The organism is Nocardia sp. X0981 (assembly GCF_977089955.1).
Window position 1 is genome coordinate 4,685,106 of the sequence record NZ_OZ372435.1, and the last position, 14,840, is coordinate 4,699,945.

Below are 14,840 nucleotides of genomic sequence, written 5' to 3' on the forward strand. Positions count from 1 at the left end.
GCAGTCAGAGATCGAGAACCAGCGGTCCACCGGGCGAGCGGGAGACGCAGGTGAGCATGTGGCCGGTGCGCTCGCCGTCGGTCAGCAGGTGATCGCGGTGGTCGACCTCCCCCGACAGGACCCGGGTCTTGCAGGTGCCGCAGAAGCCCTGACGGCAGGAATAGACGACATCGGGCCGCACCCGCCGAATCGCGTCGAGCGTGGTCTCCGCGGCATCCACGCGTACCCGGTGGCCGGACCGGGCGAGGGCCACGTCGAATTCGTGGCCGTCGCACACCGGGGGCGCCGAGAAGCGTTCGGTGTGCAGGGAACCGGTGGGGTTCAGATCGAACAAGCAGTGTTGCGCCGCTTCCAGCACCGCGGGCGGTCCGCAGACGTATACCGCGGCTCCGGGGGCGGCAGTGGCGAGCACCGCCGGGATATCGGGGGTTCCGGTTTCGTCGTCGGGCCGGACGATACTGCCCTCGGGCAGTTCACCGAGAAACGGCATACTCGCCCGGGACCGGCCGAGGTACACCAGCCGGCCCCGTGTGCCGGCCGCATGCGCCATCGGCAGGATCGGGGTGATACCGATCCCGGCGGCGAGGAACAGATAGCTCGGCGCGGATTCGACGAAGGTGAACGCATTGCGTGGTCCACGGATCCGCAGGGCGTCGCCGGGCCGGAGACCGTGCATCTCCACCGATCCGCCGCCGCCGTCGGGAATGCGCCGGACCGCGATGCGGTAGCGACGGCGATCGGCGGGGTCGCCGCACAGTGAGTACTGGCGTTGGCGTCCGGAAGGCAGGAATACATCGATATGGGAGCCCGGCCGCCAGGACGGCAGCTGCTGCCCGTCCGGCCGCTCCAGTACCACCGAGACCACGTCCTGCGCTTCGCCGCGCACCGCGGCCACCACGGTCTCCGTATCGAAGCCGACGCGCCGCACCGGGCGGGGCGGTGACAGGGCCGGTGTGGTGAACACCTTCTTGTACACGTCCATCGCCAGGCCCAGCAGCCGCAGGCCGGGGGGCACGACCGGCGTGGTCATGCGCGCGCCGCGGGGGAGTGCGCCAGGTAGCGCAGCGCGTTGTCCATGGGCCCCAGCTGCGAGGGGTGGAAACCCGGGCGCAGGTAGCGGGGCATCTCGGTGAAGAAGGTGGTGAAGCTGGGAATCACACCACGTACGGTGGCGCTGATGAACTGCTGTCCCCAGAAGCGGCCCTTGGCCGGGCTCGGATCCTTCCGGTAGAGGTAGGCGGTGGAGATCACGAACAGCGGCAGCAGAAGTCCGCTGGCCAGCAACCCGGTGCGTACCCGCCGGGCGTAGCCGCCGTCGACGTGCATATAGGCGTCGAAGACCACGCTGCGGTGCTCCACCTCCTCGGCGCCGTGCCAGCGCACCAGGTCGAGCATGGTCGGATGCATGCCGAGTTCCTCGAGGACCTTCGATTCGAGCAGCCATTCGCCGATGACGGCGGTGAAATGCTCCATACCCGCGAACAGGCCCAGGCGCTCCTTGAGCCATTCCTGTTCGGCGCGTCCGGTCAGTCCGTGGTCACCGAGGACGCGGTCGACGAGCCAGGCGACCTTGTTCACATACGATTCGACGTCCAAGCCGATCGACTGCAGATGCCGGCGGGCGCCCTCGTGGCTGCTGGCGTGCATCGATTCCTGGCCGATGAATCCGGCGACCTCTTCGCGCAGGCGCTCGTCGTCGATGAACGGCAGCGCTTCGGCCAGGCAGGTGGCCATGGCGCGTTCGCCTTCGGGCAGCACGAGGTGCATGACATTGGTGACATGGGTCGCCAGCACCTCGCCGGGGATGTAGTGCATGGGGACCGTCGAGAAGTCGAAGTGCACGTCGCGTGCGTGGATGGCGTGCGCTTCTTCTCGATAAGGGCGCTTCGTCGCGCTGTCATCAGCCATACCGGAACCGTACAATGCAACATATTGCATCGCAATGTTGTAGCAACGAATTCTTCCAATTTGTTGCAGGAGTTGGGTCCGCTGCTAGCGTGGTGCCGTGTCCGCGACCGCCACCACCTCGAAAGACGGGTCCTCCGCCGACAGCATCGAAGCACGTATCCTCGATGCCGCCCGGGTGCAGTTCGAACGGCTCGGCGTCAAGAAGACCACTATCGGCGATATCGCCCGGCAGGCCGCGGTGGACCGGGGCACCATCTATCGGCGGATCGGCTCGCGAGACGCGCTCGTCCGCGCGGTATCCGCGCGGGAGGTGCGCAAACTACTCGGCGAACTCGAGGACATCCCCGATCGTCACGACAGCTTGGAAGCCGTGGTGACCGATATCTTCGTCACCGTTGTCACCCGATGGCGTACGCATCGGTTGATCAACCGGGTCCTCAGCCTCGAGCCCGGCCGCCTGCTCCCACAGCTCACCACCGAAGGCGCCGCCTTCTTCACCCTCGCGATCACCGCCACCACCGCGATCCTGGACCGGGCGATACAGCGGCTCTCCCTGCCCGCGATCCCCGATCTGACCGCCCGCGTCGAGATCGCCGCCCGGATCGTGCACTCGCTGATCCTGCAGCCGATCGGCACCCTCGACCTCGATTCCGAAGAGCAGCTCGTCGACTTCGCGCGGGCATTCGTCGCCCCGGTGATCACCCGGTGAAGCGGTATCCGGAATCCGCCGGCCGACCGGCGGATCGGTAGGAGGGACACCGCCGTCACACGGCGATTGCGTAACCCCCGGCGACGGGATGCCGGGGGAGCCGGACAGCTCCGATCCGGGCGCGGATACCGTGACAGCGGTATCGCCGTCGCGTTCAGGCGTTCGCGCCGCCGTCGACGGTGAGGACCGCCCCGGTGACGAAGTTTCCGCCCTCCCCGGCGAGATAGGCGACGGCGGCGGCGATCTCCGTGGCCGCCGCGTAGCGGCCCAGCGCGGTGGCCGCCCGCTGTCCGTCGGCCCCGGCGCCGTCCGCCGGGTTCATATCGGTATCGGTGGAACCCGGTTGGACCACGTTGACGGTGATACCTCGCGGGCCGAGATCGCGGGCCAGGCCCTTGGTGAAACCGATCAGCGCGGACTTGCTCATCGAATACAGGCTCAGGCCCGGCCTCGTCACCCGTTCGGCCAGGTTGCTGCCGATGTTGATGATGCGGCCGCCGGGGGACAGATGACGACTCGCCGCCTTGGCGGCGGCGAATACGGCGCGCGTATGCAGCGCCATGGTCTCGTCGAACTGCTCCATGGTGAGTTCGTCGATGGTGCCGTACGGGAAGACGCCCGCATTGTTGACCAGGATGTCCAGCCGCCCCAGTTCCGCCACCGCGCGGTCCACGGCGGCGGGTACGGCCTGCGGATCGGCGGCGGGTGCGGGAACGGTCAGTGCGCGCCGGCCGGTGGCGCGCACGGCCGCGGCCACCTGTTCGGCGCGGTCCGCCGAGGTGTTGTAGGTCAGCGCGATATCCGCGCCGTCGGCGGCCAGGCGTTCGGCGATCGCCGAGCCTATTCCGCGGCTTCCGCCCGTAATAAGCGCGACTTTACCTTGGAGGCCCATCTCATCTCCTGTTATTTATGCAGTGATCGGTGCACAAATAGATACCTCGGCTAGGATCGGGCTGTCAACAGCGCAGCGTGGAGGTGCTATGCCGGGGCCGGGACGGCCACGTACGTTCGATCGGGACAGGGCACTGCGGACCGCCATGCACCTGTTCTGGGAACACGGCTACGAAGGCGTATCGATCAGCGATCTGACCGCGGCGATGGGGATCGGCACGCGAAGTCTCTACACCGCGTTCGGTTCCAAGGAAGAACTCTTCCGCGAAGCGGTGGCGCTGTACGGCAGCGAAACCCCCCGCACCATGGACCGGCAGCATACGGCCCGGGCGGCGATCGAGGTGATGCTGCGTGAGCGGGTCGCGGCGAACCTCGATCCGGAAACCCCGCTGGGCTGCATGGTGGTACTCGCGGCGACGAACACCAGTCCCGAGAACGAGCACGTACGCACCTTGCTGGCCGAGATGCGGCGGCGCGACCACGCCGCGGTCCTCGCTCGACTCCGGCAGGGCGTCGCCGACGGTGACGTTCCCGCGGCGGCGGATATCGATGCGGTCGCCTCGTTCTATCTGACCGTCCTGCACGGGCTGGCGATCCGAACCCGAGACGGCTGCACCTCCTCGGACGCGCAGGGAGTCGTCGACCGGGCGATGAAAGCCTGGGACACCATCGTCGGTACCACCTGAATCGAGAACCCCGGGAATCTCTCAGGGCCCCGGTGTCGGCCACGAGTCCGGCACGGGTGCGGCTCCCGATGACCACGGTCGCGAATCCGTCCGGCTGGGGCGATCCGAGTGCGGTCCGGATCGATCTGTCAGCCGAGGGGATAGGTGACGCCGGTCAGTTCCTCGGAGACCTGCCACAGCCGCCGTTGCAGGGCGGTGTCGTGGGACCGCTTACTGGAGGAGACGATCTCGGGATGGCCCTGGATCCCGCCGGGCCCGGCCGGCCCGTAGTACTGGCCGCCGTGGACCGTGGGATCGGTGGCGGCCCGCAGGGTCGGCAGGGCGCCCATGGCCGCGGACTGGGTGAACCAGCGCATGAACGGCACCCGCAGCGGAGCGGGCACATGGCGGCCCAGATCGGTATTCGCGCCGCCGGGGTGGGCCGCGACGGCGAGCGTGGGCCGGCCGGCAGCGGCCAGGCGTCGCTGCAGTTCGTAGGTGAACAGCAGGTTCGCCAGCTTGGACTGGCCGTAGGCGCCGACTCGGCTGTAGCCGTTGTCCCAGTTCAGATCGTCGAAGTGGATCGCGGCGCGGATACGGTGCCCGACACTGCTGACGGTGACCACCCGTGAACCCTCGACGGGCAGCAGTCGCTCCAGCAGCAGGCCGGTCAGGGCGAAGTGGCCCAGATGGTTGGTGCCGAACTGCAGTTCGAAACCGTCTCGAGTGGTCTGCTTGGGTGGATACATCACCCCCGCGTTGTTGATCAGCAGATCGATACGCCCGTGATCGGTGCGGAGTTGCTCGGCAGCGGTGCGGATACTGGCGAGCGAAGCCAGATCGAGTTGCTGTAGGTCCACCTTGGCGCCGGGTGTGGCCGCGAGGATGCGCCGCGCCGCGTCGTGGCCCTTGTCGAGGTCGCGTACCGCCAGGACGACCCGCGCGCCCTTGGCCGCGAGCGCGGCGGCCGTTTCGAAGCCCAGGCCGGAGTTGGCTCCCGTGACCACAGCGGTGCGGCGGGTCTGGTCGGGGATGTCGGTGGTGCTCCATTTCGCCATGGTTGCTCCCTCGTCGGAATCGATGAGCGGGGCGGACGCCCGCGCCACTGATTGTTCTCGAGACCGCCCACGAGGCCTGCACCGCGGCAACTGCCGGCGGCCCCGAGAGCGATATACGGATATCGGGGCCGATTAAACATCGGTGATCGACGATGGTCCGGTGATCGAGGGATGCTCCGTCGGCCGGGCCCCGCGGGACCCGGCCGGTCCCGCGCGATTTTTCCCGCGGCGCCCCGACGGTACGACGGCAAACGCCCCAGCGGTACGAACCGCTGGGGCTGCCGGGCCGGACGGGGTGCCCACCACCGGCGCGGATGCGTGGTCGCCGATCTACCGGCTGGCGTACACGACGAGTAGATCGCGCATCGCGCGGATTTCCCGATTCGCCTCGTTCAGCGCCGTACGCAAGCGGTGATTCTCGTCCAGGAGTTCGTCGAGCTCCGGAGCGGAGTCCACCGAGGTGTCGGCGTTCCGTACGTGGACGAGCTCCACCGCGGGCGCTGTCTCGGGTTCGGCCGGAGCGGCGGTGTCGGCTTCGGCCGGAGGCGTGGACGGCTGCTCGGTCACCGCCTCGTCGACAGGGTTCGCCGTTGCTTCGTCCTGTTCGGCGGAGGGCTCGGTATCGGGCTCGGTGACCGGGGCCTCCGGTGCCGCGGCCCGGGGACGCCCGGCCGCGCGTGCGCGGCGAGGCCGCTCGGCGGGCGGGGAAACGGGTGCGGCGGGGATTGTTTCGGTACTGTCCTGCAGCCCTGCGGATTTGACCCAGTTGGCAAGTGTATTCGTCGCGGGTGAGCCGCCTTCGTGCTCGGATACCGAGGCGCATGCCGCATTCAGCGATTTGCCTTGGGCGAGAAGTTTTTTCACCCTGTTGATGTATTTGTTCCGGTCCCTTTTCGAGTAGCGTACTGCCATTCGACTTTCCTCCTGCACTCCGGGCTTATGCCCGGAAATTGAACCATTGCCCGATGATTGCGGTTTCGCCGGGTGTGTCCATCGGTGACCGAACCGTTTTGCGGAGTTTCCTCTCTTTTGCGCGAGAAGATTCGACGGACCGTCTTCCCGGAAAATCGGCAGCACCGGTGCAGCGGTGGTGCGGCGGCGGGACGAGCCACGCCGAGGGGTACCGGTCTCGTCCGACGCGGACCCGGGTTGCCGCCGGGCGCTCGGGAACGACCGGACCTCCGGGGCCGGTGGATACGTGCCCGGACAGGTCCGGCCGGTCTCGTCTCGGCAACAACCGTTCCCCACGGTCGAGCCGGCTGTTAGTTTGGGGCTGCTTTCCCCGGCATGCCGTTCTGTTGTCGCCCGAGTTCGCAGGAGAGGATGCGGTGAACGCAGCGCGTCCCCCGGATCCCGCGGTCGCGCGGGCACCGTCCGTGGTGGTCATGGGGGTGTCCGGGAGCGGAAAGACCACGACAGCACGTCTGCTGGCCCGGCGGCTGGAGGTTCCGTTCGCCGATGCCGACGATCTGCACCCACCCGCCAATATCGCCAAGATGGCGGAGGGGAGACCGCTGGACGACGCAGACCGGGAGCCGTGGCTGGCGTCCGTCGGCCGCTGGCTGCGCGATCGGAGGGCGGAGGGCACCGGCGGGGTGATCGCCTGTTCGGCCTTGCGCCGCCGCTATCGCGACGGTCTGCGGGCGGACGCTCCCGGCACCTATTTCCTGCTGCTGACCGTCGATCGTGATCGACTCTTCGCCCGGATGACCGCGCGCGGCGACCATTTCATGCCCCTATCACTGCTCGATTCGCAACTCGCCGCGCTGGAGCCGCTACAAGGCGACGAAGCGGGCACGGTGGTGCACAACAGTCCCGGACCCGGCCACGCCGTCGAGATCGCCGCCGCCGGGCTGCGGGAACACCTCGCCGGGCCGGAGAACGGTTCGGTGGCTCCCGCGTCGGCTCCATTCCCCGGGCGCAGCCGAAGGGAACGCGACCGCTGACCCTTCACGCCCGGTGCGGGCGATATCGGTCGAGCCGGCTGCCGGGCCGCCGGCCGTGCTCGAGGTACCGATCCGGGCCGGCGGGTTCGCGCGGTATCCGGCCGGTCACCCGGCGCGAACCGGGCTCATCCGGGACGCGCCGGGCGACCGTACTCCGGACGTGGCGAGCCGGACCGCCGGGAAATCCTCGGACCCGGTCGATCGGCCGCCTGCGCGCAGTCGAGCGATCCGGACAAGGGGAAACCGAGGGTGGCGGCTGGTAACGGACAACCGGGGGCGGATCTCCGCCCGCGGGATGCGCCACGTGGCCGGTGTGCCGTGGTCAGCAGCCTTTGGGCACGGGTTCGCCGCGGAACCGTGCTTCCACGAAGTTCCAGGCGTCGGCGAAACCGGCGACCGCCGCGGTCATATGCTCCGCGATATCGTAGGTCGTGAGCTTCACCGGGGCGCCGGCACGGCAGTAGCGATCGACGAATTCGGCAACCCCGTCATATGGCGTGAGAGTATCGAAACGCCCGTGCCACAGATAGGTCGGCATGGTGGGGACCCCGTCGAAGTAACGCAGGCTGTTCTCCCGCAGGACTTCGTGTGCCTCGGGGCTGTTCATCAAACTCTTGGACGCGGCCATCTGCTCCGCGCTGCGGAAGGCGCCGTGGAAGAGCAGGAATCGGCGGCATGCGTCGTGGGTGAATTCCCGGAACCACAAACCGTTCTCGTTGAGCTGATCCGACACCGGCAGGCGATTCGGGTATTCCCGCTCGAGACCCATGGCGGCGGCGAAAGCGAGGCCGAACCCGGGATGGGGTTCGAAACCGAGCCCGAGAGCCATCTGTTCCAGATCGGCCGGTATACCGCCGGCGACCGCCGCGGCGATCTTCAACTCCGGCGCGTAGGACGGTTGCAGCGCCGCGGCCCACCCGGTGGCCAGGCCACCGCCGGAATAGCCCGCAATGGCTACCGGGGCATCCGCCAGCCCGAGCTCCGCGACCCGTTGAACGGCCCGCACACTGTCCAGGGTGACCATACCGCTGAGCCGGCCGGCACCATAGGCCACCGTCGGCCCGAGATAGTCCGGCACCGAGATGGCCCAGCCGCGTCCGATCGGCAGCATGGCGCCGACAGCGTCCTGCAGTTCCCCGTTGAAAAGGGATCGCGACGGATTACAGCGGGTACCGAGCGAGTTGATCAGGGCCTGATAGGACACCAGAGGTGGATGGGCGACACCGGCGGGCAGGAGCACCGTGGTCATGCCCATGATGGGTTCGCCCTGGGAGTTCGTGGAGCGGAAGGCGACCTGCCAGCCTTCGGTGCCCAGATAGGGAGTCGAATCGATCCTGCGGGTGCGCACCACGTCGCCCGGCTGCAGCGAGGCCAGATCGGCCGGAGCGGTGTAGAAGGGGTCGGGATCCGGTTGCGGATACAGCGGTTCGGCGCGCGCGCCGGTGTCGATGAACCCGACCGAAACAAGGGTCAGGAGCACGATCAGGAAACGGATGGGGAGTCTGGACACTTTCTTCCTTCGGAGGGCAGGATCGTCCGGTGCCGCGGAGGCCCGGTGTGTCCCCTCCCGGCGACCGTCGCCGGGAGGGGACACACCGATGCAGCAGCGGACGGCTGGGGTCGCGGTGAATGGGTGGGACGCGTCGGCCCGCGGGCGGCGTGATCGTTTCGCGATGAACTGTCTTCCTGGGCCGGGACCGCGATCCAGTTCTGCTCGACGATGAGCCACCATACGACGCGCAGGTATCTTAACGGTGATCTTGTGGCCGGGCCTGCTGTCTCTGCGTGATGTCATAACCGGAGACGAGCCCCCGCTGGACCGCTCACAGTCGCTCCTACCTTGACTCGAATCCGGGCCTGTGCTCCGGTAGCCGTCCACTTCCGGGGTCGCACGCATACGCGGTATCCGATGGCCGCGCGCCGTTATCCGTGGGAGGAGCACCGGGCTCGCGCGTTCCGGCTCGCTGGGCCCCGGTCCGGGAGCACCTACAGTGGAGGAATGTCGCCGTTGGACGAATGGCATCCGTCCAGCGTCGGAGAATGGTGTGACGAGCGCCGCCGGGCCCGGCTGCGCGAGACGCGCATCGGATACCGGTGGAAGACGTTGCGCCGCACCAGACTGGCGTTGCTGCGGGTGGCCGTACTGCTGATGATCGTCCTGGTCGCGTTCGCGCAGTACTGGGAGCACGATATCGCGCCGGAACGGGCACGTTTGGCACTCACCGAGCCCGCGCTGTTACCGGTCGCCGCACCCGCGCGGCCCGCCGAGCGGGATACCGCGGTGGTCGATCTGGTCGGTCTCGGCGGGCTCGATGCCAGCGAGACCGCCGCCGCGTTGCCCGCGTTGCGGGAGATGGGGGCGGTATGGGCCGTCCGCTACGACAATCGCGGTATCGATACCGCGGTGATCGCCGATCTGATCATCCGCACGGCAGTGATGGCGGAGGTGCGCAATATCGTGCTGACCGGGCACAGCATGGGTGGAGTGATAGCGCTGGAGGTGGGCCGGCACATCCACACCGGCAGTGACCGCCGGCTGGTGGGTGTACTGCTGGACTGCACGCCGCTGGACCTCGATGCGGTCCGGCCGGAAAGTCGCGGCCTCGGTCAGGACATGGTGCGCTGGATGGGCTGGCTGCCCGGGGCGCGGGAGAGTCGCGGTCTGCGTATGGCGGTGGAGCTCTATGCCCGGCGCGCGAGTTTCCTCGATCGCGACGGTGTGCCCGGTATCCGGGCCGGTGAATTCGCCGACGCGGTGGAGCAGGTGTTACAGGACAAGATCTTCAATGCCGATGCCGCGAGCAACGGGTTGATCGAATCGCAGTTCCTGGCGATCGTGGCGGGTGGTGCCACCGATGATCTGCGGGTTCTCTCCCGGTCCGCCCGCGGTAAACCTCGCCCGGCCCTCGTCTTCGTCCGCCCGCACGACGCGAGCCGGGATCGAGTGGTCGATGTCGCCCGCACTCATCGGGTGCTGATCGAGGAGGTGGGTGGTGTCGACGGGAACCTGCTGGTGGTGAAGCCGCGGGGGACCGGTCATGCCAACCCGCGACAGCGCTCGGTGGAGTACAACAAGGTGATCGCCCAGCAGGTGCTGCCCTTCGTCGAGCGTTACCGGGCACATATCAGCAGTATCGCGGGCGCTGCCCTTCCGCCGTACCCGCGGTGATCCCCGCCTGCCGTTGTTACCGGGAGCCGGTGCTGCCGGGGGCGTCGCCGGTGAGATAACGCTGCACGGTCGGCCCGAGCCAGGCGATGATCTCCTGCCGGGTCATCGCCGCGAGCGGCGGGAAAGCCAGGACGAACCGGCACAACGCCATACCCAGGATCTGAGAGGCCACCAGACCGGCGCGCAGGTGCGCCGTGCCGGGATCTCCCTCGGCTTTCGCGGCCACCGGCCCCAGCTGGGTGGCGAAGATCGAGCGCATCCGTTCCGCGGCCGTTTCGTTGGTGACGCCGGCCCGGAGCAGGATCAGCAGCGTTTCGTCGCGTTCCCAGCGCTCCAGGAAGTGGGTCACCAGGGCGGTGCCGATCTCCTCCCGGGGGACGGCGGCGAGGGCCGGCAGTTCGAGATCGAACTCGGCGGCGGCCGCGAACAACCGCTCCTTGCTGCCGTAGTAGCGCATCACCATGGCGGGGTCGATACCGGCATCGGCGGCGATGGACCGGATGGTGGCCCGGTCGTATCCGTCGGCCGCGAACCGCTCGCGGGCCGCGGCGAGGATGGCGGTTTTGGTCTCAGCGGACGATCTTCTCATACCAACAAGTGTAGGCCAACGGGTGTTGACATCAGTGGAAACCGCCTCTACCTTTGATGACAACAGGTGTTGACTTCTGAGGAAGTAGGTAACCGCCATGCCGAACACCAGCACAGACGTCCTGATCGTCGGCGCCGGACCGGTCGGGCTCACCGCCGCCGTGGCCCTCCGGCACCTGGGCCACGAAGCCGTGATCGTCGACGCGCAAGGGGAGGGCCTGAACACCTCCCGCGCCGCGGTCGTGCACTCGCGCACCCTTGAGCTCCTCGAACCCTACGGCGTGACACCCGCACTCGTCGGCCGCGGAGTGCACACCCCGATCTTCACGGTGCGCGACCGGGACCAGGTGCTGATCGCCGTGCCCTTCGACGATCTGCCCACCCCCTACCCCTACACACTGATGATCTCGCAGGCCGATACCGAGAAGTTCCTGCTGCAACGGCTGACCGAACTCGGCGGGCAGGTCGCCCGCCCGGTGACCGTGACCGCCCTTGCGCAGAACGCGGATTCGGTCACCGCATCGCTGTCCGACGGGCAGACCATCCGGGCGCGCTACCTCATCGGCGCCGACGGGATGCACAGCCTGGTGCGCGAACAGGCCGGGATCGGATTCAGCGGCGGCAGCTACGCCGAATCCTTCAGCCTGGCCGATGTCCGGCTGTCCGGGGGAGTGCCCCGGTCCGAGGTGATCCTGTACTACTCGCCCGCGGGGTTGGTCGTCGTCGCGCCCTTGCCGGGCGGCACCTACCGGGTCGTCGCCACGGTGGACGAGGCGCCGCGCGACCCCGACCCCGCCTTCGTGCAGCGGCTACTGGACGAACGCGGCCCGAAAGCCCGGCGAGCGGTGGTCGAGGAGGTGGTGTGGGGGTCGCGATTCCGTGTCCACCACCGCCTCGCCGATACCTTCCGGCACGGCCGGGTCCTGCTGGCGGGGGACGCCGCCCATGTGCATTCACCGGCCGGCGGACAGGGGATGAACCTCGGCATCGAAGACGCCGTAACGACCGCGACCACGCTGTCCCGAGTCCTGGGCGGGGCACCGGAGCGGTTGCTCGACGAGCACGCCGGAGAACGGCAGCGTATCGCCCGCACCGTGATCGCCACCGCCGGCCGGATCACCGATCTGGCGACGGTGCCCACCTGGGCGCGGCCTCTTCGGAACAGCCTCATGCGGACGGCCGGTACGGTATCCGTGGTGCGGGCCCGGCTCGCCCGGCGCCTGTCCGGCCTCGACCGCCGCTGACTCGCGGCTTCGCCGGTCGCATCGGAAACACCGTTTCCTCCGGCGCCGGGGCCCTGTTCGCTCGTACCCGATGCGATGATCGGGACCGGAGGCCGGAACCCGGAACTCCGCGCCGCGGGCGGTGTCGTGGCGAGAGGGCAGGACCGCCCAGCCGCTGTCGTCCCCGGCAGCGGAAGCCGACAGGAGCAGAACGTGTCCGAGGACGACCCCATCCCTACCGAGCACCCCCGCGCGGCGGGGCAGTTGCGCCGCCGCCTCGGGCCGGTCGATGCCGTGGTCATCGGGCTCGGGGCGATGATCGGGGCCGGGATCTTCGCCGCCCTCGCACCCGCCGCGAGCGCGGCCGGATCGGGCCTGCTGATCGGGTTGGTGATCGCGGCGGTGCTCGCCTACTGCAACGCCACTTCCTCGGCGCGGCTGGCGGCCCGCTACCCGGACTCGGGCGGCGTCTACGTGTACGGCCGCGAACGCCTCGGACCGTTCTGGGGTTATCTCGCCGGATGGGCTTTCGTGGTGGGTAAGACGGCCTCGTGCGCGGCGATGGCACTCACCGTGGGCCACTACGCCTGGCCCGGCCACGCACACGCGGTCGCGGTGGCCGCGGTGGTCGCGCTGACCGCGGTGGATTACACCGGGATACAGAAGTCGGCACGGCTGACCCGGGCGATAGTCGCTGTGGTCCTCGCGGTACTCGCCGCTGTCGTGGTGGCCGTGCTCGGTTCCGGCGCCACCGATACCGTACGGCTCGAGTTCGGTTCCGATATCACCGCCGCGGGGGTGCTGCAGGCAGCCGGGCTGCTGTTCTTCGCTTTCGCCGGATACGCGCGTATCGCCACGCTCGGCGAGGAGGTCCGCGATCCGGCCCGCACGATTCCCCGGGCCGTTCCGATCGCCCTGGCCGTCACTTCGGGCGTGTACGCGGTGGTCGCGGTGGCCGCGCTGCTGGCGCTGGGACCCGAACGCCTCGCCGGGGCCGCCGCGCCGTTGTCGGAGGCAGTACGAGCCGCGGGTGCGGGGTGGCTGGAACCGGTGGTACGGATCGGAGCCGCGGTGGCTGCGCTGGGGGCGCTGCTCACGCTCCTTCTCGGGGTCTCACGCACGATCCTGGCCATGGCGCGGGACCGGCACCTGCCCCCTGCGCTGGCCGCCGTACATCCACGTTTCGCGGTGCCGTATCGAGCGGAGATCACCGTCGGGGTGATCGTCGCGGTGCCGGCGGCGACCGCCGACGTGCGCGCGGCCATCGGCTTCTCTTCCTTCGGCGTGCTGCTGTACTACGCCGTCGCCAACGCCTCGGCCTGGACACTCACCCGTGCGGAGAACCGGCCCCCGCGCCCCGTCCCCGTGATCGGCCTGGCCGGTTGCCTGCTCCTGGCCGTCACCCTGCCGCTGCCCTCGGTTCTCGCCGGCTCCGCCGTGGTAGCCGTGGGAGCGCTCGCGTACGGCCTGCGCCGGCTCACCGGTGGACCGGCGAAGAACCACCCGGAAGCCGAACGAAAGGAGAGGGAGCGCTCGTGACCGCCGAGCCGCCCGTGCCGACCCGCCTGCTCACGACCTCCGCGCCCGCGGCGGTGGTGCTGATCCGCTGCTATGTCGGTGCGATCTTCCTGTTCGAAGGTATCCAGAAATTCCTCGACCCCGACCGGCTCGGCACCGGCCGTTTCGACAGGGCCGGTATCCCCGCCCCCGGATTCTTCGCGCCGCTGGACGGTGTGCTCGAAATCGTGTGCGGAACTCTGATTCTCGCCGGCCTGCTCACCCGGCCGGCGGCGATCCCGATGATCGTGAACATGACCGGTGCGCTGTTGATCACCAAACTGCCCATCCTGTGGGGCGATGCGCCGCTGTTCTCCGGCGAATCGGGGTGGTGGGACTTCGTGCACGAATCCCGCACCGATCTGGCGATGCTGTGCGGCAGCGTATTTCTTTTGCTCGTGGGTGCCGGGGCGTGGTCGGTCGATGCGCGTCTGCGCAGCGGGCCCACTGTGCCGACGCGGTCGCGCTGATCGGTCGCCGTCCGCCGACCACAGCCGCCACTGGAGGCATACCCGCCGCCTCGAGCGCAGCGATACTTCGCGGGCGGAACCGCCGCATATGAACTGCGGCGAGTACCTCGGCCGGTGCGGGCGGGCCGCGTCGGCACCGCCGTCCGAGCGGTCAACGGGGCTGGGGGCGCCGCTTCAGCGCGAGCACACCGAGAACAGTTGCCACGATCCCGACAGCCACGGCCAGGAAGCCGCCGACGATCCCGTACCCGGTGCCGGGTCCGCCTTCGGCGGCGGCCACGACCAGCCCACCGGTCTGCAGGCCGGCCAGACCGGCCACCAGAGCGGCGAGCGCGGAGCGGCGTCCGCCGCGGTGCAGAAGAACCCGGACACCGATGATGACACCGGCCAGTCCTGCCACCACACCCACCAGGGACCAGAAACGCCCGGCGGTCAATCCGGCGGCGGCCGACTGGACCGGCACCTCCGCGACGGCGAGCAGGTGATGAACGGACATGGCGTACTCCTTCTCCGAGATCGGGACGAGCCCATCCTCGCCGCCGGATCCGCTTCCGGTCATCGTGCGCGCGCAGGCATTTCGCGCTACCGCCGAGGGTGTGCAAACCCGCGGGAGTACTGCGTCCGCAGTAGACGGTGCTCGGCCTCGCGCACGACTA

General features: G+C 69.0%; 15 protein-coding genes. 7 read left to right on the top strand and 8 right to left on the bottom strand.

Features of this window, described 5'->3' with window-relative positions; genetic code table 11:
* Positions 1–4: 4 nt before the first annotated feature.
* Both ACYR7D_RS20560 and ACYR7D_RS20565 read right to left on the bottom strand, forming a co-directional pair.
* On the bottom strand, positions 5–1,030 hold the full coding sequence (locus ACYR7D_RS20560; RefSeq protein WP_459546160.1) for a PDR/VanB family oxidoreductase: 1,026 nt from the start codon (positions 1,028–1,030) through the stop codon (positions 5–7).
* The gene (locus ACYR7D_RS20565; protein WP_459546161.1) at positions 1,027–1,908 is read right to left on the bottom strand and encodes a metal-dependent hydrolase; all 882 of its coding nucleotides are present in this window, start codon (positions 1,906–1,908) and stop codon (positions 1,027–1,029) included. The genes ACYR7D_RS20560 and ACYR7D_RS20565 overlap by 4 nt, the downstream gene beginning before the upstream one ends.
* A 97-nt stretch (positions 1,909–2,005) precedes the next feature.
* Here ACYR7D_RS20565 and ACYR7D_RS20570 point away from each other — a divergent pair, with 97 nt between their 5' ends.
* Complete coding sequence (locus ACYR7D_RS20570; RefSeq protein ID WP_459546162.1) at positions 2,006–2,617, top strand: TetR/AcrR family transcriptional regulator; 612 nt, start codon at positions 2,006–2,008, stop codon at positions 2,615–2,617.
* Between the two features lie 154 nt (positions 2,618–2,771).
* Here ACYR7D_RS20570 and ACYR7D_RS20575 read toward each other — a convergent pair whose 3' ends face one another.
* Positions 2,772–3,509, bottom strand: coding sequence for an SDR family NAD(P)-dependent oxidoreductase (locus ACYR7D_RS20575; RefSeq protein WP_459546163.1), 738 nt, complete (start codon positions 3,507–3,509; stop codon positions 2,772–2,774).
* Between the two features lie 88 nt (positions 3,510–3,597).
* Between ACYR7D_RS20575 and ACYR7D_RS20580 the strand changes: the two genes are divergently transcribed.
* Positions 3,598–4,194, top strand: a complete 597-nt coding sequence (locus ACYR7D_RS20580) for a TetR/AcrR family transcriptional regulator (protein WP_459546164.1) — start codon at positions 3,598–3,600, stop codon at positions 4,192–4,194.
* Between the two features lie 128 nt (positions 4,195–4,322).
* On the opposite strand, the gene ACYR7D_RS20585 is transcribed toward ACYR7D_RS20580, so the two are convergent.
* Together ACYR7D_RS20585 and ACYR7D_RS20590 are read right to left on the bottom strand one after the other, a co-directional pair.
* Positions 4,323–5,231: an SDR family NAD(P)-dependent oxidoreductase gene (locus ACYR7D_RS20585; RefSeq protein WP_459546165.1), complete on the bottom strand. Its 909-nt coding sequence runs from the start codon at positions 5,229–5,231 to the stop codon at positions 4,323–4,325.
* 330 nt (positions 5,232–5,561) lie between these two features.
* Complete coding sequence (locus tag ACYR7D_RS20590; RefSeq protein ID WP_459546166.1) at positions 5,562–6,143, bottom strand: hypothetical protein; 582 nt, start codon at positions 6,141–6,143, stop codon at positions 5,562–5,564.
* Positions 6,144–6,616: 473 nt separating this feature from the next.
* Here ACYR7D_RS20590 and ACYR7D_RS20595 point away from each other — a divergent pair, with 473 nt between their 5' ends.
* A complete protein-coding gene (locus tag ACYR7D_RS20595) occupies positions 6,617–7,177 on the top strand; it encodes a gluconokinase (RefSeq protein ID WP_459550226.1) in 561 nt (186 codons plus the stop codon).
* A 322-nt stretch (positions 7,178–7,499) separates the two neighbouring features.
* Here ACYR7D_RS20595 and ACYR7D_RS20600 read toward each other — a convergent pair whose 3' ends face one another.
* A complete protein-coding gene (locus ACYR7D_RS20600; protein WP_459546167.1) occupies positions 7,500–8,687 on the bottom strand; it encodes a lipase family protein in 1,188 nt (395 codons plus the stop codon).
* Between the two features lie 489 nt (positions 8,688–9,176).
* Between ACYR7D_RS20600 and ACYR7D_RS20605 the strand changes: the two genes are divergently transcribed.
* On the top strand, positions 9,177–10,346 hold the full coding sequence (locus tag ACYR7D_RS20605) for an alpha/beta fold hydrolase (RefSeq protein WP_459546168.1): 1,170 nt from the start codon (positions 9,177–9,179) through the stop codon (positions 10,344–10,346).
* A 16-nt stretch (positions 10,347–10,362) separates the two neighbouring features.
* Here the strand turns inward: ACYR7D_RS20605 and ACYR7D_RS20610 are convergent, their stop codons facing one another.
* Positions 10,363–10,935, bottom strand: coding sequence for a TetR/AcrR family transcriptional regulator (locus ACYR7D_RS20610; RefSeq protein WP_459546169.1), 573 nt, complete (start codon positions 10,933–10,935; stop codon positions 10,363–10,365).
* A 97-nt stretch (positions 10,936–11,032) separates the two neighbouring features.
* Here ACYR7D_RS20610 and ACYR7D_RS20615 point away from each other — a divergent pair, with 97 nt between their 5' ends.
* From ACYR7D_RS20615 to ACYR7D_RS20625, 3 genes are all read left to right on the top strand, one after another.
* Positions 11,033–12,178, top strand: coding sequence for an FAD-dependent monooxygenase (locus ACYR7D_RS20615; protein WP_459546170.1), 1,146 nt, complete (start codon positions 11,033–11,035; stop codon positions 12,176–12,178).
* A 210-nt stretch (positions 12,179–12,388) separates the two neighbouring features.
* On the top strand, positions 12,389–13,696 hold the full coding sequence (locus tag ACYR7D_RS20620) for an APC family permease (RefSeq protein ID WP_459550227.1): 1,308 nt from the start codon (positions 12,389–12,391) through the stop codon (positions 13,694–13,696).
* Complete coding sequence (locus tag ACYR7D_RS20625; RefSeq protein WP_459546171.1) at positions 13,693–14,184, top strand: DoxX family protein; 492 nt, start codon at positions 13,693–13,695, stop codon at positions 14,182–14,184. The genes ACYR7D_RS20620 and ACYR7D_RS20625 overlap by 4 nt, the downstream gene beginning before the upstream one ends.
* A 151-nt stretch (positions 14,185–14,335) precedes the next feature.
* Here ACYR7D_RS20625 and ACYR7D_RS20630 read toward each other — a convergent pair whose 3' ends face one another.
* A complete protein-coding gene (locus ACYR7D_RS20630) occupies positions 14,336–14,680 on the bottom strand; it encodes a DUF6223 family protein (RefSeq protein WP_459546172.1) in 345 nt (114 codons plus the stop codon).
* Positions 14,681–14,840: the final 160 nt, after the last annotated feature.

Bases quoted from the DNA above. Each gene is read 5' to 3' on its own strand.
- ACYR7D_RS20580 (WP_459546164.1), top strand. From the start codon at position 3,598: ATGCCGGGGCCGGGACGGCCACGTACGTTCGATCGGGACAGGGCACTG.
- ACYR7D_RS20565 (WP_459546161.1), bottom strand. From the start codon at position 1,908: ATGGCTGATGACAGCGCGACGAAGCGCCCTTATCGAGAAGAAGCGCAC.
- ACYR7D_RS20575 (WP_459546163.1), bottom strand. From the start codon at position 3,509: ATGGGCCTCCAAGGTAAAGTCGCGCTTATTACGGGCGGAAGCCGCGGA.
- ACYR7D_RS20585 (WP_459546165.1), bottom strand. From the start codon at position 5,231: ATGGCGAAATGGAGCACCACCGACATCCCCGACCAGACCCGCCGCACC.
- ACYR7D_RS20560 (WP_459546160.1), bottom strand. From the start codon at position 1,030: ATGACCACGCCGGTCGTGCCCCCCGGCCTGCGGCTGCTGGGCCTGGCG.
- ACYR7D_RS20630 (WP_459546172.1), bottom strand. From the start codon at position 14,680: ATGTCCGTTCATCACCTGCTCGCCGTCGCGGAGGTGCCGGTCCAGTCG.
- ACYR7D_RS20615 (WP_459546170.1), top strand. From the start codon at position 11,033: ATGCCGAACACCAGCACAGACGTCCTGATCGTCGGCGCCGGACCGGTC.
- ACYR7D_RS20610 (WP_459546169.1), bottom strand. From the start codon at position 10,935: ATGAGAAGATCGTCCGCTGAGACCAAAACCGCCATCCTCGCCGCGGCC.
- ACYR7D_RS20605 (WP_459546168.1), top strand. From the start codon at position 9,177: ATGTCGCCGTTGGACGAATGGCATCCGTCCAGCGTCGGAGAATGGTGT.
- ACYR7D_RS20595 (WP_459550226.1), top strand. From the start codon at position 6,617: ATGGGGGTGTCCGGGAGCGGAAAGACCACGACAGCACGTCTGCTGGCC.
- ACYR7D_RS20590 (WP_459546166.1), bottom strand. From the start codon at position 6,143: ATGGCAGTACGCTACTCGAAAAGGGACCGGAACAAATACATCAACAGG.